The sequence below is a fragment of the Kroppenstedtia sanguinis genome, from assembly GCF_050433445.1.
GTDB lineage: Bacteria > Bacillota > Bacilli > Thermoactinomycetales > DSM-45169 > Kroppenstedtia > Kroppenstedtia sanguinis.
Window position 1 is genome coordinate 86,975 of sequence record NZ_JBNPXF010000002.1, and the last position, 21,574, is coordinate 108,548.

General features: G+C 50.1%; 23 protein-coding genes. 8 read left to right on the top strand and 15 right to left on the bottom strand.

The window, feature by feature from the left end; translation table 11 throughout:
* Positions 1 to 151 precede the first annotated feature (151 nt).
* Positions 152 to 772 carry a GNAT family N-acetyltransferase gene (locus tag JOD24_RS02075; protein WP_380164586.1) on the top strand — a complete coding sequence of 207 codons (621 nt, stop codon included), beginning with the start codon at positions 152 to 154 and terminating at the stop codon, positions 770 to 772.
* A gap of 299 nt (positions 773 to 1,071) precedes the next feature.
* Here JOD24_RS02075 and thpR read toward each other — a convergent pair whose 3' ends face one another.
* Both thpR and tpx read right to left on the bottom strand, forming a co-directional pair.
* A complete protein-coding gene (gene thpR / locus JOD24_RS02080) occupies positions 1,072 to 1,647 on the bottom strand; it encodes an RNA 2',3'-cyclic phosphodiesterase (RefSeq protein WP_429246271.1) in 576 nt (191 codons plus the stop codon).
* Positions 1,648 to 1,761: 114 nt separating this feature from the next.
* On the bottom strand, positions 1,762 to 2,280 hold the full coding sequence (gene tpx, locus JOD24_RS02085) for a thiol peroxidase (protein ID WP_380164588.1): 519 nt from the start codon (positions 2,278 to 2,280) through the stop codon (positions 1,762 to 1,764).
* A gap of 168 nt (positions 2,281 to 2,448) precedes the next feature.
* Between tpx and JOD24_RS02090 the strand changes: the two genes are divergently transcribed.
* Together JOD24_RS02090 and JOD24_RS02095 are read left to right on the top strand one after the other, a co-directional pair.
* A complete protein-coding gene (locus tag JOD24_RS02090) occupies positions 2,449 to 4,599 on the top strand; it encodes a YhgE/Pip domain-containing protein (protein WP_429246238.1) in 2,151 nt (716 codons plus the stop codon).
* 136 nt (positions 4,600 to 4,735) lie between these two features.
* Positions 4,736 to 5,452 carry a hypothetical protein gene (locus JOD24_RS02095; protein ID WP_429246239.1) on the top strand — a complete coding sequence of 239 codons (717 nt, stop codon included), beginning with the start codon at positions 4,736 to 4,738 and terminating at the stop codon, positions 5,450 to 5,452.
* 52 nt (positions 5,453 to 5,504) lie between these two features.
* On the opposite strand, the gene JOD24_RS02100 is transcribed toward JOD24_RS02095, so the two are convergent.
* On the bottom strand, positions 5,505 to 6,386 hold the full coding sequence (locus JOD24_RS02100; RefSeq protein ID WP_429246240.1) for a gamma-glutamylcyclotransferase family protein: 882 nt from the start codon (positions 6,384 to 6,386) through the stop codon (positions 5,505 to 5,507).
* 260 nt (positions 6,387 to 6,646) lie between these two features.
* On the opposite strand from JOD24_RS02100, the gene JOD24_RS02105 reads away from it, so the two are divergent.
* A complete protein-coding gene (locus JOD24_RS02105; protein WP_380164596.1) occupies positions 6,647 to 6,868 on the top strand; it encodes a hypothetical protein in 222 nt (73 codons plus the stop codon).
* Positions 6,869 to 7,048: 180 nt separating this feature from the next.
* On the opposite strand, the gene JOD24_RS02110 is transcribed toward JOD24_RS02105, so the two are convergent.
* The 3 genes from JOD24_RS02110 to JOD24_RS02120 form a co-directional block, all read right to left on the bottom strand.
* Positions 7,049 to 7,699, bottom strand: coding sequence for a peroxiredoxin (locus JOD24_RS02110; RefSeq protein WP_380164598.1), 651 nt, complete (start codon positions 7,697 to 7,699; stop codon positions 7,049 to 7,051).
* Between the two features lie 278 nt (positions 7,700 to 7,977).
* Positions 7,978 to 8,532, bottom strand: a complete 555-nt coding sequence (locus JOD24_RS02115) for a DUF420 domain-containing protein (protein WP_380166319.1) — start codon at positions 8,530 to 8,532, stop codon at positions 7,978 to 7,980.
* A gap of 198 nt (positions 8,533 to 8,730) precedes the next feature.
* The gene (locus tag JOD24_RS02120) at positions 8,731 to 9,078 is read right to left on the bottom strand and encodes a DUF4064 domain-containing protein (protein ID WP_429246241.1); all 348 of its coding nucleotides are present in this window, start codon (positions 9,076 to 9,078) and stop codon (positions 8,731 to 8,733) included.
* A gap of 415 nt (positions 9,079 to 9,493) precedes the next feature.
* Between JOD24_RS02120 and rraA the strand changes: the two genes are divergently transcribed.
* Positions 9,494 to 9,970, top strand: coding sequence for a ribonuclease E activity regulator RraA (gene rraA / locus JOD24_RS02125; RefSeq protein ID WP_429246242.1), 477 nt, complete (start codon positions 9,494 to 9,496; stop codon positions 9,968 to 9,970).
* Between the two features lie 643 nt (positions 9,971 to 10,613).
* Here the strand turns inward: rraA and JOD24_RS02130 are convergent.
* The 3 genes from JOD24_RS02130 to JOD24_RS02140 form a co-directional block, all read right to left on the bottom strand.
* Positions 10,614 to 11,366 (bottom strand): FxLYD domain-containing protein, encoded by a 753-nt coding sequence (locus tag JOD24_RS02130; RefSeq protein WP_429246243.1) that lies wholly within the window; start codon positions 11,364 to 11,366, stop codon positions 10,614 to 10,616.
* A 334-nt stretch (positions 11,367 to 11,700) separates the two neighbouring features.
* Positions 11,701 to 12,699: an acrylyl-CoA reductase family protein gene (locus JOD24_RS02135; RefSeq protein WP_429246244.1), complete on the bottom strand. Its 999-nt coding sequence runs from the start codon at positions 12,697 to 12,699 to the stop codon at positions 11,701 to 11,703.
* Positions 12,700 to 13,001: 302 nt separating this feature from the next.
* Entirely contained in the window at positions 13,002 to 13,946 is a 945-nt protein-coding gene (locus JOD24_RS02140; protein ID WP_380166307.1) for an aminoglycoside phosphotransferase family protein, read from the bottom strand.
* 571 nt (positions 13,947 to 14,517) lie between these two features.
* Here JOD24_RS02140 and JOD24_RS02145 point away from each other — a divergent pair.
* Both JOD24_RS02145 and JOD24_RS02150 read left to right on the top strand, forming a co-directional pair.
* Entirely contained in the window at positions 14,518 to 14,844 is a 327-nt protein-coding gene (locus tag JOD24_RS02145) for an iron-sulfur cluster biosynthesis family protein (protein WP_429246245.1), read from the top strand.
* Between the two features lie 17 nt (positions 14,845 to 14,861).
* Positions 14,862 to 15,425, top strand: coding sequence for a YdcF family protein (locus JOD24_RS02150; RefSeq protein ID WP_380166303.1), 564 nt, complete (start codon positions 14,862 to 14,864; stop codon positions 15,423 to 15,425).
* 590 nt (positions 15,426 to 16,015) lie between these two features.
* On the opposite strand, the gene JOD24_RS02155 is transcribed toward JOD24_RS02150, so the two are convergent.
* Positions 16,016 to 16,846, bottom strand: a complete 831-nt coding sequence (locus JOD24_RS02155; RefSeq protein WP_380166299.1) for a TatD family hydrolase — start codon at positions 16,844 to 16,846, stop codon at positions 16,016 to 16,018.
* Between the two features lie 6 nt (positions 16,847 to 16,852).
* Positions 16,853 to 17,305 carry a DUF309 domain-containing protein gene (locus JOD24_RS02160; RefSeq protein WP_380166297.1) on the bottom strand — a complete coding sequence of 151 codons (453 nt, stop codon included), beginning with the start codon at positions 17,303 to 17,305 and terminating at the stop codon, positions 16,853 to 16,855.
* Positions 17,306 to 17,422: 117 nt separating this feature from the next.
* On the opposite strand from JOD24_RS02160, the gene JOD24_RS02165 reads away from it, so the two are divergent.
* On the top strand, positions 17,423 to 17,653 hold the full coding sequence (locus tag JOD24_RS02165) for a DUF1128 family protein (RefSeq protein WP_429246246.1): 231 nt from the start codon (positions 17,423 to 17,425) through the stop codon (positions 17,651 to 17,653).
* A gap of 31 nt (positions 17,654 to 17,684) precedes the next feature.
* Here the strand turns inward: JOD24_RS02165 and JOD24_RS02170 are convergent, their stop codons facing one another.
* From JOD24_RS02170 to lpdA, 4 genes are all read right to left on the bottom strand, one after another.
* On the bottom strand, positions 17,685 to 18,080 hold the full coding sequence (locus JOD24_RS02170) for an acyl-CoA thioesterase (protein WP_429246247.1): 396 nt from the start codon (positions 18,078 to 18,080) through the stop codon (positions 17,685 to 17,687).
* 85 nt (positions 18,081 to 18,165) lie between these two features.
* Positions 18,166 to 18,384, bottom strand: a complete 219-nt coding sequence (locus JOD24_RS02175; protein ID WP_380166291.1) for an ATP-binding cassette domain-containing protein — start codon at positions 18,382 to 18,384, stop codon at positions 18,166 to 18,168.
* On the bottom strand, positions 18,371 to 19,981 hold the full coding sequence (locus tag JOD24_RS02180) for a hypothetical protein (RefSeq protein ID WP_429246248.1): 1,611 nt from the start codon (positions 19,979 to 19,981) through the stop codon (positions 18,371 to 18,373). The genes JOD24_RS02175 and JOD24_RS02180 overlap by 14 nt, the downstream gene beginning before the upstream one ends.
* A 175-nt stretch (positions 19,982 to 20,156) precedes the next feature.
* A complete protein-coding gene (gene lpdA / locus JOD24_RS02185; RefSeq protein ID WP_380166287.1) occupies positions 20,157 to 21,572 on the bottom strand; it encodes a dihydrolipoyl dehydrogenase in 1,416 nt (471 codons plus the stop codon).
* Positions 21,573 to 21,574 lie beyond the last annotated feature (2 nt).

A 21,574-nucleotide genomic window follows, 5' to 3' on the forward strand; every position in this document is an offset into this window, starting at 1 on the left:
CTGACTTCCTCCCTCCGGTGCGTGCCCGGCCTCCTCCTCTTGTCCTTCAATAGGTTTATATGGTGGACATCTTCTGTTTATTCATCGCATAAATCCCGACTTCGAGAAGAACAGCTAAAGGGAAGTAGAATGCAAAAGGGGAGGAAGATCCTTGTCTACCTACGATGAGCGACACCGCCTGCTGGTGGAATCGGCCACCGATAAAAGGCGAACAGATGCGGAGAATTCAGAGGATCCTCGGCACAAAACCAGCAAAAATTCTTCCCGGAGACAGTCCCTTGAGAAATCCACCATCAGTTTCCAAATCCGCCCACTTCGCCCTTCTGACTACCCGGCAGTGATCTCCGTTCTCAACCTGTGGTGGGGCGGACGTCACATCACCGACTTGCTCCCTCAACTCTTTTTTCACCATTTCCACCACACCAGTCTCATCATAGAAAAAGCAAGGGAACCGGTGGCCTTCCTGGTGGGGTTCGTCTCCCCTGCCCGCTCAGAGGAGGCCTATATCCATTTTGTAGGCGTCCATCCCGATTATCGAAGACGGGGTCTGGCGAAACACCTGTATCATCACTTTTTTGCTACGGTCTCCAAGGAGGGCTGTCGAAAAGTTCGCTGTCTCACTTCCCCTACCAACAGCCGCTCCATCCAGTTCCACACCCGGCTTGGATTTCAACTGACTCCCAGTAAAACCCTCCAGGATGGGATCCCTGTTCACAAAAATTACGACGGTCCCGGCAGAGACCGCGTCCTGTTTGAAAAAGAGTTGGAATAAATGGCTCCCACCAGGTGTGGTTGATTAGCCCTATTTTGGGTAGAAAATAAGGTCGGGGTGGTGGGACAGTGAAAAGCCTTTGCACCCATAGGGCACAAGTCTCGCCAGGGTCGCTTTCCGCTCCCGGGTCTCGCTATCCGTTCTTTGCAAGAGATCGTAGCCGTCCTACCCTCCCCGACCCCTCAAGCTATATTTTACGATGGGGGCAATGGGAAGAGCGAAAGAGTCGTTTCGTTTTCGTCATCCATTTGATGGTTCATCAACAGCCCTGGGCTCCCACCTTTGCAGGTGCAAGCCATTTATTCGCCCAATCGGAACACCGCCCGGGGTTGATACATCGGGGAACGATCCATATGGGTTTCATACAGAACCAACTCTTCCACAGTCCATGAAGATCGATCCAGGTATGGAGGAAGCTGGTCGTCTAAAGTTTGATGGGGAAAATCATGGAGCCGGTATTTTTTGGCCAAGGTGATATGTGGGTGATAGGGGCGCTTTTCTCGTGGATATCCCAGAGGTTCAAGCGCCTGGGTCACATCAGAATACAAGCGATGAAGCTCTTCCAAGTCCCCCTTCACTCCCGCCCACAGGATGCGTGGGCGGGTGGGAACCCCGAACTGACCGATTCCCTCCAGAGAAAGGCGAAAAGGTTGAAGACGGAAAGAGAGTTTCTTCAGGATTTGTTGCACAACCTGGACCTGGTGAAGACTACAAGCACCGAGGAACCGAACAGTAAGATGGTAATCTGCGGGATGGACCCATTTCTTAAAACTCCACTGTTCCCCCAGGAACTCACAAAAGCCGGCGAGCATCTCTTTCTGGACATCTGGCAAGGGAATCGCGATAAAAAACCGGTGAACCGGGTGGGACTCCATCAGTTTCACCTACCTTTCCCCATCGGATTGTCCATTCCTGTGACGCAGGGATGGACAATCCGACAATCATAACAAAACCCGGAAGAGATCCCGGGCTGTCACAAATCGATTCGCTCAAAGAGCTTTTTGGGCTGCTTCCACTGCCGCTTCATAATCCGGATGCTCAGTCGCTTCAGATACATACTCCACATATACCACTTGATCCGCTGCATCGACGACAAACACTGCCCGAGCCAGCAGACGGAGTTCCTGGATCGCCACACCGTAGGCAGTACCAAAGGAGAGATCCCGGTGATCAGAGACGGTTTGCACCTGCTCGATCCCGGCGGCTCCACACCAACGCTTCTGGGCAAAGGGCAGATCGACACTGACTGTGATCACCTTCACTTGCTCTCCCAGTTTGGCAGCCTCTTCGTTGAAGCGACGGGTTTGTGCATCACACACCCCGGTATCCAAGGACGGAACCACACTGAAGATCCGAACCTTTCCTTTGCTGTCTTCAAGAGTGACCGGACTCAGGTCATTGTCCAATACGGAGAAGTTGGGAGCAGTCATCCCAGGTTTCACTTCCGGACCCAGGAGTGTCACAGGATTTCCTTTGAATGTGATTGCGCCTTTCCGTTCTTGCACCATCGCAATTTCCTCCCCCGTGTTATGTAGTCGCGTTCCCACAATTATTTTATCATCTTTTTCCAAAAGAAGAGGGGATCATTCCTTTCCTCTCCCACTGTATGTTTTTCCGAAAAACCCAAGATAATAACCTTTGACCTGCATTTGACCATTAGATCAGGAGATACATCTATGAAAAACATCGTGTCGATCTACGTTCGGGATCTGAAAAATATAACGAAACATTGGGTGATCGCCGTCATTATCGGAGGCTTGATTCTACTCCCCTCTTTGTATGCATGGTTTAACATCAAGGCCTCATGGGACCCCTATGGCAACACACAGGACATCCCTGTTGCTGTCACCAATCAAGACCAGGGAACCACAGTGCACGGACATCACATCCAAATCGGTGACGAAGTAGTGCGCTCCTTAAAGAAGAACAAAAAACTGGGATGGATTTTTATTAACCAAAAGCAAGCATACAAAAGGGTCCGACGAGGAGAGATTTATGCCAGTATCACGATACCCGAAGATTTTTCGCAGAAGATGGCGACGGTAATCACAGGGGAACCGGTAAAGCCTGAAATCGTCTATGTTGTGAATGAAAAGATCAATGCGATCACCCCCAAAATGACCGAAAAAGGGGCTACCGGGATTGTGCAACAAGTGAGTGACAGCTTTGTCAAAACCACGACGGAAGCCATATTTAAAATCTTCAACGAACTGGGGATTGAACTTGAAAGAGAGTGGCCCACTGTCAAAGCCTTAGAAGAGCTGGTTTTCAGACTGGAAAAAAGCATTCCCACGATGAATCGGGCCGTCCAGATCGCCCTTGAAGATGTGGACCAAGCGACTCAAATCACAGAAAAAGCTCAAAGAGGCCTCCTCCAAGCAACGAAAATCACCCAAGAGGGACAGGAGTTCACTAACCATCTCCATCAATTTTTGAACCATCTCCGCAAATCCACAGAAGCTCTCCTGCCCCAAGTCAAAGAACGGATCGAAACGACTCACCAGACAGCTGTATCTATACAACAGATTACTTCCCATTTGCAAAAAAACGACCTCGATCCAATCAATGCGAAAAAAGTGATATCCCAGGCGACTGGTTCCCTGACCGCAGGTATCACTGCAACAGACGCAATCATCCAATTATCGGAGAGGGTGAACCGACTGGCGAATCAATCCCTCCTGGATCCAGAAATTGAAAGGCTGCAGAAGATCAAGGGAGATTTTCAACAACAACTAGCCTTGCTGGACTGGATCAAAAACGCCGACCACAATGGCGATGCACCGGGAGCAGAAAAGATCCAACATTGGAATGAAATTTCCCGGATTACCCAGCAACGAACTCAGGATATGTTGAATCGCTGGGATCAGGAATTTCAACCCAAAATACGAAGTGCCCTAGATTCAGTCGATTCCTCCCTCAACCGCGTTCAGTCCCTATTGGATCACACCCACCAAATCCTTCCCGATGTAAAAAAAATTGTTAGTGACGCCACCCAAGGCATCGTCGTGGGCAAAAAGAAACTTTTAGCCATAAAGGAACATTTACCTCAGGTCGAGGCCAAAGTGCATCATCTCGCCGATGAGATCCGAAAAGCGGAAGCAAAAACGGATTTGGGAGAAGTGATCAATCTGTTAAAGAATGATTTTCGCAAGGAGAGCGATTTTTTTGCACAACCGGTGTCACTAAAAGAAATCCAACTGTATCCGATTCCCAATTACGGTTCAGCCTTGTCTCCCTTCTATACGACCCTTTCATTATGGGTTGGAACAATTCTGCTGGTATCTCTGCTGACCACGGAAGTCCAGGATCCTTACAGGAATTATAGAAGTTACCACATCTATTTTGGACGCTATTTAACCTTCTTGACATTGGCTTTGATGCAATCGGTCATCGTCACAGTGGGCAACCTTTTGATTTTACGTACCTATGCCTCGGATCCGCTGTGGTTTGTTCTTTTCGGTTTGCTGATCAGTGCCGTGTTTATGTTAATCGTTTACACACTGGTCTCTGTGTTCGGGAACGTCGGTAAAGCTCTCAGCATCGTATTGCTGGTCCTGCAAATTTCAGGTGCCGGGGGAACTTTCCCCGTACAAGTTATGCCCCCCTTCTTTCAGGCGATCCATCCCTTCCTTCCTTTCACTTATGCCATCAGCATGATGCGGGAAGCGGTTGGAGGAGTTCTTTGGGGGATGGTTTGGAAAGACCTCACGGTATTGGCTTTATACACCCTTTTGGCACTCCTAATCGGACTCGGTTTGAAAGAACCGGTCAACCGAAAGACAGCCAAGTTAATGGAAGGTACCAAGGCCAGTCCACTCATTCACTGAAGTTCCTGCAGCGCCATCACCCCAAAAGCGAGAAATTTCACGAGGGGCTGTCAAAGCATCTGTAATCTCTCTGTAATGGTATCCGTCCCCCAATTTGCGTATCATAAAAACTGAATATCCTTGAAGGAGTGTAAAGATGGAAACCCGGCAAAAAGTCTTGCAACCTGTCGATCAAAAACACATTCACCGTTGGATCCGGGGGGCCAGTTCTGCACTCTGGAACCTGATTGTACTTTTTCTGCCGGTAGTATTGCTGATTCAATCCCTTCATCTCCTGCAAGAAATATTTTTTCATCAGCAAGGTGCTCTCTATTTTCACGCCTACCGGGATGGAGATGCCCGGTCCGCCTATGTTCTATTGATTCTTTTACTTTTCTTTTTCCAGTATCAACTGCTGAAAAACGGTTTTCGCCAATGGCGCCACACCTTAGCCCGCAATTGGCCCCCTCTAGTGGTAGCCCTCCTTCTATTTGTACTGATCCTGGATTCCTACATCATGGTGAATGACCAGGCGATCGTCCACTCAGACTTCCTGAGTCTGGGACAGGAGGCGACCCATCATTGGAAGGATGTGGACAAAATCACCGTAGGCTACACCTTAGGGGATGAATACAGCGACCTGTTCATGGGCTCTTACATTCTCCAGTTCGCGGATGGTTCCGATCTGGAGATCTGGAGCGGCGGAGGGATGGGAATCAGTGACCTGAAGGTCATCGATACCCTCGCACTGAAACAAAAAATCCCCTTCACTATCCAAGCTCCCCTCTCTCCTGATGCCTTGGATATCCTCAAAACCGGCAACTGGTCTCTGGAGGATCAACAATTCCTTACCAATCTGTATCAACGTAGATGATTCCTTTGATCGATTCCATCCCTTATTTGAGAAAATATCTGCGACAGACAGATCAAATTTTGACTGTCATCCCAAATCTCTTTTTCAGACGCCTCCGCAGGTGACGATGATATCTTTCACTGACGATGTCTTGACTCCCGCGCAGGATCTCCCGGGCATAATGCTCCGGCGGAGGGGTCTCTTTTCCTTTTTGAATCACGATAAAAGTCAGCACATTCTCCACCGTCTTCCCTTCGATCTCCACCGGGATCCAAGCCGGACGATAGGTCCCGTCATCCACCCCTTCCCGCCAAAAGAGATAGGCCAAAGCTCGGGCACCCACTCTGTAAACCTTTCCCTCCACCACACTCTTCGGATGCTCCACCAAATCTGCCCGACCCCCATCGGGGCGGGGAAGCGTATAGCGCATGGCATGGCCCTTCAGCACTCCCCGACCGATGACATCGCGGAAGTGTTCCTCCACCCCCTGGGTATAAAAGCGCTCATCGTCCATACAGGAACCATAAGCAAAATAAAGCCATTCCCGTTGCTCTTCCAAATGGTAACCCTTCCAATCTCTATAGGAGACTTTCCTTCCCCCTGCCGCAGGCACCTGGGTATGAATATACACATCGGCTTCCACGGCTCCCCGATCAGACTGGATCCGGCGGCGAATTCGCCGATACTCACCGAAGGATTCCTGTTTCCGTAGAGGGTCTTTTGTCAATTCATCCAATCGGTTCAAAGTCTCCCTGTCTACCCGGTACAGCTCCCCGTAAACCCGCTGTTCACCGGGAACTCCAAGCACCGGTCCTCCCCCTCTCGGATCATCCAACAACTTCCCATCGGTCCAAGCCTGCAGTGCCATCAACTTGGCATTCTTCAGCAGGTGATGATGCTTCTCCCCCCGTCTCCAGGTTCCGTAAACAAACAACTTTCCCCATTCCCTGTCCAATCCAGTCTCTCCTTTCCCATACTCACGCCTATGCCAAAACGGGAACCCACTGGATCCACCTGTTCTCAGCATAGATGTCTTGGTTAGATGGATCTCGCCTGTCGGTTGGGGCCATTCCCTCTTCTATGTCAGTACATGCACCAATCGAATCCCATGTTACTTAAACAGACGGCATCCAAACTTTTTTCCAAAAGCAGGAGGACTCTCTGTTCCTGGCGTAATTCTCAATATAGAAAAAAAAGAAAGAGGGTTAAGTAAGGATGAGCGAATGGGAGCCTCAGTGGGTGGTTACCCTGTTCTTTGCCCTGGGAATTTTGTTTTCCGTCTCCGGGGCCCTGTGGATTGAAAAAAGGGTGGAAAAGATCCGAAGCCGGCGTCGTCGGAACGGCAACGGAAAAAACTTCAGTCCGGGAAAACGGGAAAAGTCTTCTCCGTCCAGAGGAGGTCGCGAAAACTGGACCCCTGAACAGGATCATTTCTGACATCAGTAATCGCGGGAAGGGGGATCCCCCTTCCCGCAATGAACTCGGGTTGTGTCTGACCCATCCATATCTGGCCGGTCCGGTCGGGACGGGGTTTCACATAACCTTCCGTTGTTCAGAACTGTCAAAATCATGCCATGTAAAACCTGACTCTCCCTGCGAACGGATTTTGAAATATTTCTAAATACGTTTCTTTTTCAGGTACCAGTCTGTACCAGAGAGATCCTCCCCGAGACGTTGATGCACCCCTTCCACATCCGTCGGGGCCGGTTCCACCACATCTTCTCCCGGCCTCCAGTCCGCCGGCGTCGCCACTTGGTGTTGATCCACAGTCTGCAGACCATCGAGCAACCGCAAAATTTCATCCATGCTGCGCCCCACATTTAGCGGATAATAGATCATCGCCCGGATCACCTGCTTAGGATCGATCACAAACACACACCGGACTGTGGCTGTTTCGTCAGCTTCTGGATGGATCATGCCATATTTTTGGGACACCGCTGTGTTCAGATCGGCAATCACCGGAAAGGGGATTTCCACCCCCATCTTCTCTTTAATGTTGGTCACCCAGGCCAAGTGGGACGACAGACTGTCCACGCTGAGCCCGATCAATTGGGCATTTCGTTTTTCAAAGTGGTCATTTTTCCTGGCGAATGCCATAAATTCCGTAGAACAGACCGGAGTGAAGTCCGCAGGATGGGAAAACAACACCACCCACTTCCCCTCATAATCCGAGAGACTGATCCTTCCTTGGGTCGTTTTGGCTGTAAACGAGGGAGCCTGATCTCCTATTTTCGGGAGTGGGGAAAGAATGGGGTCACCGTATGCCACTGAACTACCTCCTTTTTTCAGAAGAATTATAACAGAAGGTTCCGCCTAATTTTACAGATATGAATCCTGTCCTTTCAAGCAGGTAAAGGAAGAGAGATTCCTTAATTTCCCCCGCAAACCTTCCGGACACCTTCAATTCCTCCGCTTTATTCCCGAATATGGAAATTAAACAAATGAAGGGTCGTCTCTCTTTTCCCAGGTCAGTATGGATTCAGCTCCATGATGACAGACAGCCTCCTGGAGATGGCATTAAAAAAACCGGTTCCATACCGGTTTTTTTAATAATAAGGGGAGATCATGAGATAGACCAAGACACCTGTCACACTTACATAAAGCCACAATGGCATCGTCCAGCGGGCGATCTTGCGGTGTTTTTCCACCTTCATATTCATTCCTCGGAAGTAAGTGACCAAGGCCAGAGGCACAATCACCGCAGCCAGCACAATGTGAGTGATGAGGATGAAGTAGTAAATGTACGCCAACACACCCTCCCCGCCGTAACTCGTAGATGGGGCCATGGCGTGGTAGGACAGATACGTGATCAAAAACAGAAATGTCGTGGCAAAAGCCCCGTAGATGAAGCGTTGATGCAGCTTAATATTCTTTTTACGGACAAAATACAATGCTCCCAACAAAAACAACGTCGTAAAGGAATTGAAGATCGCGTTCAGCCGTGGCAGAAAAACCAGGTTGTCATGATTGATCGTCTGGGATTTCGGCATCACATAAAGTATCGCTACAATGGCGATGACAGCAACGGACAACACCACCACCCAGGGGGTGTAATTCATATTTTTCTCCGGTCCATATTCGGAATGCTGCTGATTGGACATAGGAATCACCTGACTTTTCCATCATGATCTTTTTAACAGTATACCATGACAGAAAAACACCAAAAACCGGGCCTGTCACAATTTGATGACAGGTGCACACTCGAGGGACGAAGGGCGCGGAGAGTGATGCGTAGATGGCCTTTGCATCTATCGGGTACAAATCCGACTGAAAGACAAAATCCAAGTGGCCCAAGAGACCTACTCTCCTGCTACCACCGTATCTTCCTTCTCCCTGCGGAAAGCCCCCATCCCACCGGCGACCAAGAGCAGGAGCCCCGGTAGCACATAAAAGAGCGAGACACTGACCATCCCTCCAATGGCGGAAAGAATCATCAACCAACCTCCGGTCTTGGCTTTCGTTCTGACGAGTATGGAGCCGAGGACAGCCAAGACAGAGAGGATAAATGCAGCATAACCCAATCCCGTGATTTCGGAGGCGGCTTTGGAGATTACTTCATACTCTCCAAACCAGAGAGCCAAAAATGCCGCTCCCAGTCCGAGGATGCCTCCCGACAACCCCAGTACAAACTCTGTGGTGCGCTTCATTCTGGTTCCTCCTTTCGATTGTCAATCGATTGGTTACCCCTCCATGAATCTGATAGAATAGTCATCCCAGTGTCTGCATCACCTATGTTTCTGAAGATATAAAGCGTTTATGATAATGTTATATATAATAGAACAGGGCTGTTGGTTAACCAGGAAATGGGTGATGGAAACAACACTGACCTTTCGTTCTTCCCATTGCCCCCATCGTAAAATATGGCTTGGAGGGGACGGGGAGGGTGGGACGGCTACGATCTCTTGCAAAGAACGCATAGCGAGACCCGGGAGCGGAAAGCGACCCTGGCGAGACTTGTGCCCTATGGGTGCAAAGGCGAATCAAAGCCCCACCATCCCGACCTGATTTCCTACCTAAAATATGGGCTAATCAACACGCCTGATAATAGAAAGGATGAGTGGAATGAAGACAGCAGACCTATGCGATTCTCATTCGCAGAAGTTGCAGATCTGTGAACCGATCCTAACTTCCTTTGGCGGCAAACAACAATTTTCCGGACCTATCCACACCGTAAAAGTACTGGAAGATAATGTACTAGTCCGCAAAGCCTTGGAGACCCTCCCGGAAGGTTCGGTCCTGGTGGTGGATGGTGGCGGCTCAAAAAAATGCGCCCTGATGGGGGATCGACTGGGGGAAATCGCCATCTCCCGCAAGTTGTCAGGAGTGATCATCAACGGGTGCATCCGGGATTCGGCAGAACTTGCGAAGATGGATTTAGGGGTGCTAGCTCTGGCGACGATGCCTCTGAAAAGCAAAAAAGAGGGAAAAGGCGAACAAAACATCACGGTGCAGTTCGGAGGAGTGGACTGGGAACCTGGCCATTATGTATATATAGATGAAGACGGAGTCGTGATCTCCCCCAAAAAATTAACACTTTAGGGCAGGGCTGTTGATTAACCGGAAAATGGGCGGCGGAAGGGAGTCGTGTGCTGCCAAAGCGACCTTTGCGCTATGGGCACTACAATTTGAAGTTAAGGATGCGCCACAGGCACTACAATTTGAAGTTAAGGATGTGCCACAGGCACTACAATCTCGATAGCAAGGTTGCCATCCTACCCAGCGGAGAAGTCTTACGAGAGGGCGTTTAGGGGCAACCTCTTCCCTGTGTTACTTCCGTAAGGCTTTGCCCCTGCCCGATGGTCAGATTTGGAGCGGCCAGTTTTCACTTCCTTGCCGGATGGCAACGGTCGCGTGGGTGAACACGATCTCCCACCCAAAATAGGGCGAATCAACACGCCTGACTTTAGGGAAAGAAAAGCGAAGCGTCATATGCGCTTCGCTTTTTCACTCCACATAGAATCCGGAGGCCATGCCACAGCGATCTCTTCCCTTTTTACAAGGTTGTACCGGATCCTGAACTCTGCCACCTATACGTCTGAGAAAACCAATATTTTGCACTTACCGAAAAGTATATCCTTCCAAGGAAGTACTTGTCAACCTGAGCGACGCTCCTCCGAAACCGATGAGAGAGTGTCTGACCCATCCATCGTTGGAGCCGATCCCGTCGGGTTGAGATCTCAAACTATTTTTGTTTCCCTTCAAATACAGGGTAAGCACTCACTTCCAGATCCGTCGCCGGTTGGGTCACTGTGGCCGGAAGTTTATCATCATAGGCTCGGAATCGAGCCTGACCGCCAGCGGGAATTCCAGGGTCCAAATAATCGGTGATCACCGCGATCAAATTCCCTTGTTTGTTTTTGAGAGCTGCGGTGACCAAGATGCTCTCCACTTGTTGATCATTGGGATTTTTCACGGTTCCCGTCACCGTGGTGAACTTCTCATCCCTTTTCTCCCGGGAAATGGATTCGGTTTCCATTTTGACCGGAGATATGTAGCTTGGGAGGTAATCTGCGTCCAAAGCGATCTCTTTTAACTCCCCGGTGGATTTGGCCCGGCGAAGATGAACGGTTGCACCTACATAGGCGGACTCTCCCGGCTGAATCACTTTGGGTACAATGGTCAGAACTTCTTTTTCAACCAACTGGCGATCATCTTTACCCAAGAATCTTAACCGGGCGGAATCCAGCTGTACTGGCTTTTTCCCTGTGTTTTTGATCTCAGCGGCCCCATGGGCCATCACTTTCCCGTTTGACATTTTCCATGTCTTTGAAACGGTGTCACTTTTGATTTTGTGCGCTTGGGGGTCTTCCTCCATCTGGACCTCCTTCGCGGATTTCTCCTCTTTACGGGGGGTCTCCCCTTCTGTGGAACAACCCGCCATGGACAGGGCCATCAGCAGGCACAGACCTGCCCAGCTCCATTTGTAAACTACCACGCTTCTCCCTCCTGAATTTTTCTCTGAATCTTCCATTCTCACAAGGTCAGGTTTTATATTACCACATCTAAAATCAAAGTGAAAAACCTCCCCAGGATGAGGAGGTCAAGGAGAATACAACACTCAGGTTAGGGCTGTTGATGAATCATAAAGTGGATGATGGGAACGAAACGATCCTTTCCCTCTTCCCATTGCCCCCCATCACAAAATATCGCTTGAGGGGACGGGGATGGGGATGGCTACGATCTCTTGCAAAGAGTGCAAAGTCTCTTCACCCTCCCACCATCCCGACCTGATTTCCTACCTAAAATAGGGCTAATCAACACGCCTACACTCAGGAGATTTTCACCAGTTTCCGTCCACGAACCCCACCCTGAAGGATGGTGGACATCGCTGCGGGCAATTCCTCCAGGGAGATCACCTCTGCTCCGATCAGATCCAAGAGCCCTTCCGGTTTCAGGTCGGTGGCTAACCGATGCCAGACTTTGCGCCGGTATTCATTGGATATATGGGCGGAGTCGATGCCGAGAAGCTGGACTCCCCTTAGGATGAATGGATACACCGTCGAGGTAAACTTCCCTCCTCCTGCCAATCCACTGAGGGCGACAGCACCACCGAACTTCATCGTGCTGAGAAGATAGGAAAGGGTCTCCCCTCCAACAGGGTCCACTGCTCCTGCCCAGCGACTTTTAAGCAGGGGGCGCTGTTTAGGATTGGTCAGTTCCTCCCGGGGCAAAATCTCGCTGGCTCCCAGTCGGCGGAGATAATCATGGGCATCCGCTTTTCCGGTTCCGGTAGCCACAGTGTAGCCTCGTTGGGCCAGCATAGCTACTGCCGTGCTGCCCACTCCGCCTGTGGCCCCGGTGACCAGCACCGGGCCCTTCTCCGGTTTCAGACCGCTCTCTTCCAAACGCTGAATCGACATTGCAGCAGTAAAACCAGCGGTACCAAATACCATCGCTTCCTTCAAGGTGAGCCCCTCTGGGAGAGGGATGACCCAATCCCCTGGTACGCGGGCGATTTCGCTGAAGCCGCCGTTGTGAGAGACACCCAGCTCGGCGCTGGCGACGATCACTTCCTCCCCTTCCTTGAATCGGGAATCACGGGAGTGGATGACGGTGCCAGCTAGATCGATTCCCGGAATCAGGGGATAGGTTTCTAAGATGCGCCCGTCGGGAATCCCTGCCAGGCCGTCCTTGTAGTTGACTCCGGACCAAGCGACACGAAGGGTCACTTCCCCCGGATTCAGCTCATCCAGGGTCATCTCTTGAATTTCCACGGAAAAGGATGCGTCAGATTGATCCACAACCAATGCACGAAACCGCTCAGTCACAGATACCCCTCCTCAATTCATTCCGGTCAGGGCTGTTGATGAACCATAAGTGAATGATGGGAACAGAACGATCCTTTCGTTCTTCCCATTGTCCCGTCGTGAAATATTGCTTGAGGGGACGGGGATGGTGGGACGGCTACGATCTCTTACAAAGGACACATAGCGAGACCCGGGAGCGGAAAGCGACCCTGGCGAGACTTGTGCCCTATGGGTGCAAAGGCTCTTCACCCTCCCACTATCCCCACCTGATTTCCACCTAATATATGGCTAATCAACACGCCTGCATTCCGGTAATTGAACTTTTAATCATTTAATCCATTCAACTCTTCTCGTAGATGGTTAATAGTTATAGCTCTTTCTTGCTCATCTTGTTCATCAAATAAAAGTTGCTCAATAAATTCCCAAATATCTTCCAAACGTCTTCTTCCTTGATAAAAGGATAGGAGATCGAGATCGATTGAAGAGTTTGGGTGTTTTTCCTGATAGCACCGCCAAAATTCATTAAAGTAAGGTTCATCAGCTAGTAACATCAAATCGGCTTCCACAGGAGCTAATTTCAATCCTTCCCAATCAATCAATATGAGCTGGCTTCCAGACTGCATCAAATTCCAATGATGTAGATCGGTATGGCACAAAGCCATTCTCAAATCATACCTTTTCAAGTTCTGCGAAAGTCCTGCGACCCTTTGTAGCAAATGGTTTAGTTGGGATCTAGAGGAGTCGACCCACTTCCATACATCGGATGGCAAATCCTCTCTTCCATTTCGCAGTACTCCCCTCAACAGACGTAAATATGGGACTTCAAAATCTTCTTTTATCGCATTCGTCTCGATGGGAATCTCTTCACCATATGAATGAAGTTCTGCGATGATCTTTGCAAGCTGGTGCACTTGACTATCGGTACATGCTTGATCTCCAATCGTCTCTCCCTCGATATAATCATAAAGTAAATAGACGCCAGACTCGTCTTCACATTGATATTCCCCAAGACATGTCGAAAGAGGAACGGAAATCTTTCCTTTCAAACCACTGTTTTTCATCAGCCACACCATGATAGGAATAGTTTGATCCATACGTGCCATCAGCTTCGATGTAGAGGCTCTGCTTTTTTCATATACTTTGAGGAAATAACTTTGCTGCTTGTTTGACACTTTATAAGCGAGGGATGCCCACCCCCCTTGTTGAGGTAATACATCGGTAATGTTTAGGTCATAGTAGTCCTTTAAGATCCTTTTCACATGATCCATACGATCCTGTCCCCTCCCAAAATCATTCTACAGAAACCGGACATCCCCCTCCTCCAGTGATTTGCCTTAGCCCATGTTTACCCTCAACACTTAGCCTGTTGCTGAACTGAAATGTAGTTGGAACTTCGATTCCGACAGTGCGGTTGATTAGCCATGTCTCACCCACCTAAAATCCGGCTGATCCCCACGCCTAATTCTGTTCCTTTAAGGTTCATAATCAGCCAACCTCACCTCTTTTGCAGAATGGTATCATTGGATATAGTCAGGCGTGTTGATTAGCCATATTTTAGACAGGAAATAATGTCGGGATGGTGGGACTTTGATTCGCCTTTTCACCCATAGGGCACAAGTCTCGCCAGGGTCGCTTTCCGCTCCCGGGTCTCGCTATGCGTTCTTTGCAAGAGATCGGAGCCGTCCCACCATCCCCGTCCCCTCAAGCAATATTTCACGACGGGACAATGGGGAAGAGCGAAAGATCGATTTAGTTCCCTCCACCCATTTACTGGTTATTCAACAGCCCTGGGATATAGTAAGCCTGTTCCACCATATGAATGTAAAAGGAGAATTCTCTGTGAACATCCAGATCAGTCCCTTGGCCGCCGCCCGCTTGAAAATTCTTCTCCATTGGGAAGAGGAGGATGAGCAACTGGCCGTCCGTTTGGTACCACTCACTTGCGGGTGCGGAACCCCTTCCTTCGCTTTGGAGCTGACTGAAGTGAGATCTGACGATCTCCTCATCTGGGTGGAAGGGGTTCCATTTACCTGTTCTGAGTCGGAAGAAACATGGCTAAACGGGGTTGAGATCGATTGGAGCCGGCAAACCGGCCGCTTCTCCATCTACCACCCTGATCCTCCCTCCCACCCAGACTGCTGTTTGCCAAAACCCAACCCCAGCTGAAGGGAGAAGCGGAAACGGTGAGCCTCTGGATCATCGCAATTGGTTTAGCAATCGCCGGGTCCTGCGGTTGTTTTTTGTGGACTCGGGTCTCTTCCTTCGATGGAAAAAAGTTTCAACCCATCCCTAGACAAGGGGCGATCGTACTGGGAGCTTCCTTAAAGAATCGCCAGCCCAGTCCTGCATTGAAGGAAAGATTGGATCAAGCCCTGGAGCTGTATCGACAGGGCTTGGCCCCCCTTTTGATCTTGTCCGGCGGTTCGCCCCAGGGGGCCACCCCCGAAGCTCGTGTGATGAAGGAATATCTGGTACAACAGGGCGTCCAGGAATCGGACCTGATCTTGGAGGATCGTTCGACGAACACTGCGGAAAACCTGGCCTATTCCAAGGAAGCACTCTCCAGCCACGGCATCTGGGATGTCTATCTGGTGACCCATGATTTCCATATGTACCGGGCGATCCGCTGTGCCCGTCGGGCCGGTGTCACGGTGACTCCCGCCCCTGTGGCCCCCCGCTCCCTCACGATCCCTTATCAGAAGACCCGGGAATGCTTGGCACTCGTTAAAAGTTATTTGTTACACTGAGGAGTTGACAACTCCACACAGGGCTGTTGATTAACCAAAAAATGGGCGGCGGAGGGAGTCATGTACTACCAAAGTGACCTTTGTACCACAGGCACTACAATCTGAAATCAAGATTGCGCCATGGTACTACAATTTGAAATTAGGGATGCGCCATGGGCACTACAATTTGAAATTAGGGATGCGCCATGGGCACTTCAATCCAAAGGAGCTGAAGCTCTAGATGAAGGAAGCACCACAGGCACTACAATCTCAATGGGCTGAAGCCCTGGAATAAAGGAAGCACCACAGGCACTACAATCTCAATGGGCTGAAGCCCTGGAATAAAGGTAGCACCACAGGCACTACAATCTCGATGGGCTGAAGCCCTGGAATAAAGGTAGCCATCCTATCCAGCGGAGAATCTGAAGGGAGGGGCGTTTAGGGGCAACATTCTTCCTTGAAATACTTCCGAAAGGCTTTGCCCCTGCCCCGACGGTCAGATTTGGAGCGGCCAGTCATTACTTCCTTGCTGGATGGCAACGGTCGCATGGGTGAACACGATCTACCCACCCAAAATATGGCTAATCGACACGCCTGATCACCTACAGAATTCATTTCGATGGGGAAGTTTTCATCCCCACAGATCCCTGATCCAGACTCCACCCGAACAATCGACAGGCGTTGGCTGTGGTCTGACGGACTAATTGCGGGAGGGAGATCCCCTGGACTTGGGAAACCGCCTCCGCTGTCCGGCCCACCCAGGCTGGCTCGGCGGGTCGGCCCCGGAAGGGGCCACTGTATCTCCAAGGAGCATCGGTCTCCAGCAATAGGGACGATGTCGGGATGCGCTGTACCAGCTCTCGATCCCGTTGCCGGTAGCACACCTCAGGTGTGACCGACACATAGTAACCCGCCCCGACGATGGCATCCACCACTACTGCAGGCGCTTTCAGCCAATGGAATACGGCCTTCCTCACATGGTGCGTCTGCAACATGCGAAAGACCGTCTCCGCTCGGTCATGCACCGCATGAAGAAGAACAGGTAAATCTAACTCCACCGCAGTTTGCAAAAAGCGCTCCAGCACGCTGAAATGCTCCGGATCCGGCGCCTTTTCCCTTTCCCGCGGAGACAGAGTGTACCAGGGAAGGCCCACCTCCCCCACTCCACAAAGTGAATCACGATGCTCCCGGATTTGGCGGAGAACGATCTCCACTTGTTCCCAGTCCACCGATTGCTCTGGGTGATAACCGAAAGCGACTGCAATAAAATTCGGATAGGCCTGTTGTAACCGCAACAGCTTCTCTCCTGATTTCCCATCACTTCCCACGGCTACGCCCCGGATCACTCCCGCTTGGTGTGCACGGTTGAGAAGGCCCGGCCATTCTTCCGGGGAAATCCGGTCCCCGTGCAGATGGGTATCCACCCATCCCCTAGGTTCCATCTGAGTTCACTCTCCTTTCTTCCCGATTTTTCCCTTGGATCCATCAGACCTTCCCTCTCCCATGGACTGCACCCACTCCTGTAAGAGGGGGTCCAACACGCGGATCTCCAGCTCCCCTTCCGTAAAGGGGGCTTCCTCTGCTACATCCAAAACATCCAGACGTGCTTGTACATCCCGACGGAACGCCGCCAAGTCAATCCCCAAGGCATCTGCCGGTTGAAACTTCAATTTCTCCAGGGCCCCCCGGAACAATTTGCGAGCTCCTCGCCTATTGCCGTTGCGATGATGGTACAGGGCGACTGCTGCCTGAAGCAGTCCCTGGTAGAGCAAATCCCTGCCTTCCTCCATCCATAGCTCTTCCAGAACTTCATGACATTCATAGTAATCGCGGTCCTCATTGAAATGGTAAATAAACTGGACAAAGAGCGGTGAATAACGACGATCACCGACGGAATGCAACCGGATCCCTCCCTGTTTTTCTCTAAAACACAGCGAATCTACACATCCGGTGGCAGGTGAATTTTCCCGCTCAATCCTTTAGAATGGGAACCATGCTGAAGAGAGAGGAGCGATGGGATGAATCTGGATGAAGCGACGCGGGAAAATCTGAACTGGATGATCGAGTCGATCAAGAATCACCTGAACCTGGTCAACGCCTCCGTGGTCCGTCCGGAAGATTACAGCCTGGAAGTTTATGATGACATCCGGGACTTATTTGAGATGACGGAGAAAAAGAAAGGCCACTTCACCATGCTGGAGCTGGAAGGCATTCTGGAAGAGCTCGGCGACCTGAGAAAAAACAGTTGAGTACGGAAAAACCGCCAACAGGGCGGTTTTTTCACAGCGAAAAATACCGAGCCAGCTCCTCCGGAACCGGCACGCTCTTCCGGGTCTTCAAATCGATGGTGACACTGACCACTTCCGCATCGGCCACCCGCTCCCTCTGTTCGTTCTCCATGATATGCTCCAGCACATAGCTGGTGCGACCCACTTTCAGAGGCCGGGTTTTGATGGTCAGGTGTTGGCCCAACAAGGCTTCTTTGCGATAGTTGATGTTGATATTGACAGTCACAGTGCCGATGTTCATCTCCGTAAACTGGTCAAAGGGAAGTTCCGCTTGGTTATACCAGTCTTCCCGTCCCCACTCCATATACTCCAGATATTTGGCATTGTTCACATGGCCCATGACGTCAATCTCCGTCGGGCGCACCTCAATTTCAATCGCAGTCTCCACTCCGTCCTCTCCCCTTCACCCCCAATGGGATTTGCGATTATTCTACCATTCTTTCGTTACCGGTTCCAAGGGGAGGGGGGCAAAGCTACAACGCCAACCGCTCCGGCGCCCGGCGGGCCAATTCCATATCATGGGTTACCAGCAACACCGTTTTCCCTTGGGTATGCAACTCCTCCAGCAATGAGAAAATATGATCCCCATTTTTTCGGTCCAGATTTCCCGTGGGCTCATCGGCAAAAATATAGCGGCTGTCTTTGGCAATCATCCGTGCAAAGGCCACGCGTTGCTGCTCACCCCCGCTCAAAGCGTACACCTTCATGGTCTTTCACGTAAATAATATGGACATCGAGATCCTCTTTCGTCATCTGGTTCAAAGGTTTGCCTTTTCCTTCACGATAAATGTTTTCAACTTCCACCTTCTGAAAATAAAAATGGGAAATAAAATTGTCTTTGATCTCGGATTCTTTTTCCCGTAGCGAAACCGGCACCAATAGATTTAATACGTTTTCGTCATCGATCCATTGCTCACGAATCGAGCCCTGCTCGCTCTCAATGGGGTTATACGACAAGTAATTCAGATTGATCGTAATCGTTTTCCCCAGAGGGTTCGTCCGGACATCTTCCCCTTCTGTATTCAGATCATATGTATACACCCCTTCATTAACTTCGTCATAATTAGACGGGTCCATGAGGAAACCGTCCGCTTGCTTATTCAAAACTTGGTATGCTTTTTTAACAGCCTGGTTTTGTTTATCTTCTACGTGCGCACTCGCCTGATTTTGGCCGATATATGTAGTCACCGTCTGATAAAGATTCTCTGTTTTCTCCCACACCGACAGGTTCTTTTCAAAACGGGCCAGTTCTTCATTTGTCTCTTGTAAAAAGGAAAGCGCACCCACAGAAAAAGCGAGAAAGAGAATATATAAGATAAGGCTGGCACCCATCAACAGTTTATAGGGCTTTTTCCCTTTCAACCCCTCATATTCTTTTCGGTTGGCGTACATGAATCGAACCCAAAGTGCACTATAACCGGCCAAAATCAAGACAGACAGACTGATAATCACCAAAAATAAGACTGTTGTTTCAACACCGTTGAACAAGGATCCTTTAAACATCCTGTAGCCAAAAAAGGAGAAATAAGAAACCAGCACCGCTGTCACTAAAGCAGGCACCCATTTGCGCCATTGCGCCAATACGGCCGCTCCCCAGGTAGATCCGTTCAGTTTCATGACCAGGATGTCACGCTTGCGATGAACAAGATCAAAGGTCATCGCACCGAGCATGCTGATAAACAAAGCAAGCATCGTCATCCCTACAACGGCTGAAGTCATGATCAGCGTTTCTGGTGCCATCCATGATTGAGACGTTACATCACCCATCAACTCAGTGGTCACCTGTTCTTCAGCAAAGCGATCCAATATTTTTTGGATCTTATCGTGATCTTGTGTATCCAAGTAATAAATGCCATTGGTAGATGCTTGGTTTTGATGATCCAGCAAAAACAGATTGATCTTGATTTGGGATTCCCCGGATGTAAACCTGCCCACTTGGGCGGGGGTGTCCGTCATCTGGGTAGAGATAAACTCACCTGAACCGGCAGCGGGCCAGGTTCCTTCGCTCAAATGAATTCGGCCATCCAACCTCGGATCGGTGGTAAATACCTGGATGTGCGTGGAATCCTTGTACGAATACTTTGCAATGTCCACTCCGTAATCATTTGCCACTTCCTCGATAAATTTGTTGGGGTTTTCTTTTCGTTGAAACTCCCCAAAATCCAACATCACCCCAGTACGTCCCTCATATAAAAGTTGATTAAATTGATACTGTTCAACCACATAAGCAGACAAAAAAAGAATGAAAACAAATAATAGCGTCATCAAGGCGGCAAATACTTTTTTCATATGGATTCTGGGCTTCTTTTGCGACCGTTTAACCACTCCTTAGTTATACTAAAAAATTTTTGAATATTATAACCAAGCATGGGATAATTTAACGAATTGTCGGTCTATAATCCCTTTTAAAAAAAGTTCTTAAAAAAAGTTCCCGGAGGATATCCTCCGGGAACTCTGGATTCGTTTACTTATTCACCATGTGAATGGCATTGCCCATGATGCCTTCGGCAGCTTCCATGAAGGTTTCTGGCAAGGTGGGGTGGGCATGGATCGTCAGAGCGATATCTTCGGTGTTGGCGCCCATCTCCATCGCCAAGACCACCTCGGAAATCAGGCTGGATGCTTCCGGTCCCACGATTTGGGCACCCAGGACCTGACTCGTCTCCTTGTCAGCAACGATTTGGAAGAAACCTTCGGCAGCGTCCAAGGAGAGAGCGCGACCGTTGGCAGCAAAGGAGAAGCGGCTGACTTTGACATCATAGCCCTGTTCCTTTGCCTCTTTTTCGGTCAAGCCGGTATAAGCCAATTCCGGATCCGTGAAGATGACATAGGGCATCGCCCGGTAATCCACTTCACTAGTTTGGCCGGCGATGGCTTCCGCAGCCACCTTTCCTTCATAGCTGGCCTTGTGAGCCAACATCGGTTGCCCAGCCACATCACCGATGGCAAAGATCTTGCTGTTTTTAGTACGCATCTGCCGGTCTACCGGGATGATCCCTTTGTCATCGGTTTCGATGCCCGCCAGATCCAGGCCGATCTCATCGGTGTTGGGCTTGCGGCCAACCGCCACCAACACTTTATCCGCAGAGAAGGTTTTCTCTTCGCCTTTCACCTCAGCGGTAACGGTGACATCCTTACCAGATTTGTCGGCGGATTGAACCATGGCGCCGGTAACCACTTCCACACCCAATTTTTTCAGATTGCGGTTCACCATACGAACCATGGAGGGATCCACTCCGGGAAGGATGGAGTCCATCCCTTCCAGCACGGTCACTTGGGTGCCCAGCTTGCTGTAAGCGGTCCCCAGTTCCAGACCGATGTAACCCCCACCGACAATAACCATCTTCTCTGGGATTTCATCAAGAGACAGCGCCTCGGTGGAAGAGATGATCTTTTTCCCGTCAAACTTCAGAGAAGGAATCTCAAAGGGACGGGAACCCGTGGCGATGATGCAGTGGTTGAACTGATAGGTGGTGCTGTTGCTCTCGGTGGCGACTTTCACCGTATCCTCGCCGGAGAAATAGACTTCCCCTTGGATCACTTCCACCTTGTTCCCTTTCAACAGAGAACCGACGCCGCCAGTCAGTTTTTTCACCACGCTGTCTTTCCACTTGATCATATCAGCGAAGTTGATCTTCACTCCGTCTACTTCGATCCCCATATGTTGCGAATTCTTCATCTTATGGGCTTCATCCGCGGCGTGAATGATTGCCTTGGAAGGGATACAGCCGCGATTGAGGCAAACCCCACCCAGTTCGTCCTTATCCACGAGGACCACTTTTTTGCCCAGCTGGGCGGCCCGGATGGCGGCTACGTATCCACCAGGGCCCCCACCGACGACCAGAACATCGACTTCCGTCGCAAAATCTCCAACTACCATGG

Bases quoted from the DNA above. Each gene is read 5' to 3' on its own strand.
- thpR (WP_429246271.1), bottom strand. From the start codon at position 1,647: ATGGAGTCCCACCCGGTTCACCGGTTTTTTATCGCGATTCCCTTGCCA.
- tpx (WP_380164588.1), bottom strand. From the start codon at position 2,280: ATGGTGCAAGAACGGAAAGGCGCAATCACATTCAAAGGAAATCCTGTG.
- JOD24_RS02090 (WP_429246238.1), top strand. From the start codon at position 2,449: ATGAAAAACATCGTGTCGATCTACGTTCGGGATCTGAAAAATATAACG.
- JOD24_RS02095 (WP_429246239.1), top strand. From the start codon at position 4,736: ATGGAAACCCGGCAAAAAGTCTTGCAACCTGTCGATCAAAAACACATT.
- JOD24_RS02105 (WP_380164596.1), top strand. From the start codon at position 6,647: ATGAGCGAATGGGAGCCTCAGTGGGTGGTTACCCTGTTCTTTGCCCTG.
- JOD24_RS02115 (WP_380166319.1), bottom strand. From the start codon at position 8,532: ATGTCCAATCAGCAGCATTCCGAATATGGACCGGAGAAAAATATGAAT.
- JOD24_RS02120 (WP_429246241.1), bottom strand. From the start codon at position 9,078: ATGAAGCGCACCACAGAGTTTGTACTGGGGTTGTCGGGAGGCATCCTC.
- rraA (WP_429246242.1), top strand. From the start codon at position 9,494: ATGAAGACAGCAGACCTATGCGATTCTCATTCGCAGAAGTTGCAGATC.
- JOD24_RS02140 (WP_380166307.1), bottom strand. From the start codon at position 13,946: ATGGATCATGTGAAAAGGATCTTAAAGGACTACTATGACCTAAACATT.
- JOD24_RS02155 (WP_380166299.1), bottom strand. From the start codon at position 16,846: ATGGAACCTAGGGGATGGGTGGATACCCATCTGCACGGGGACCGGATT.
- JOD24_RS02165 (WP_429246246.1), top strand. From the start codon at position 17,423: ATGAATCTGGATGAAGCGACGCGGGAAAATCTGAACTGGATGATCGAG.
- JOD24_RS02180 (WP_429246248.1), bottom strand. From the start codon at position 19,981: ATGAAAAAAGTATTTGCCGCCTTGATGACGCTATTATTTGTTTTCATT.
- lpdA (WP_380166287.1), bottom strand. From the start codon at position 21,572: ATGGTAGTTGGAGATTTTGCGACGGAAGTCGATGTTCTGGTCGTCGGT.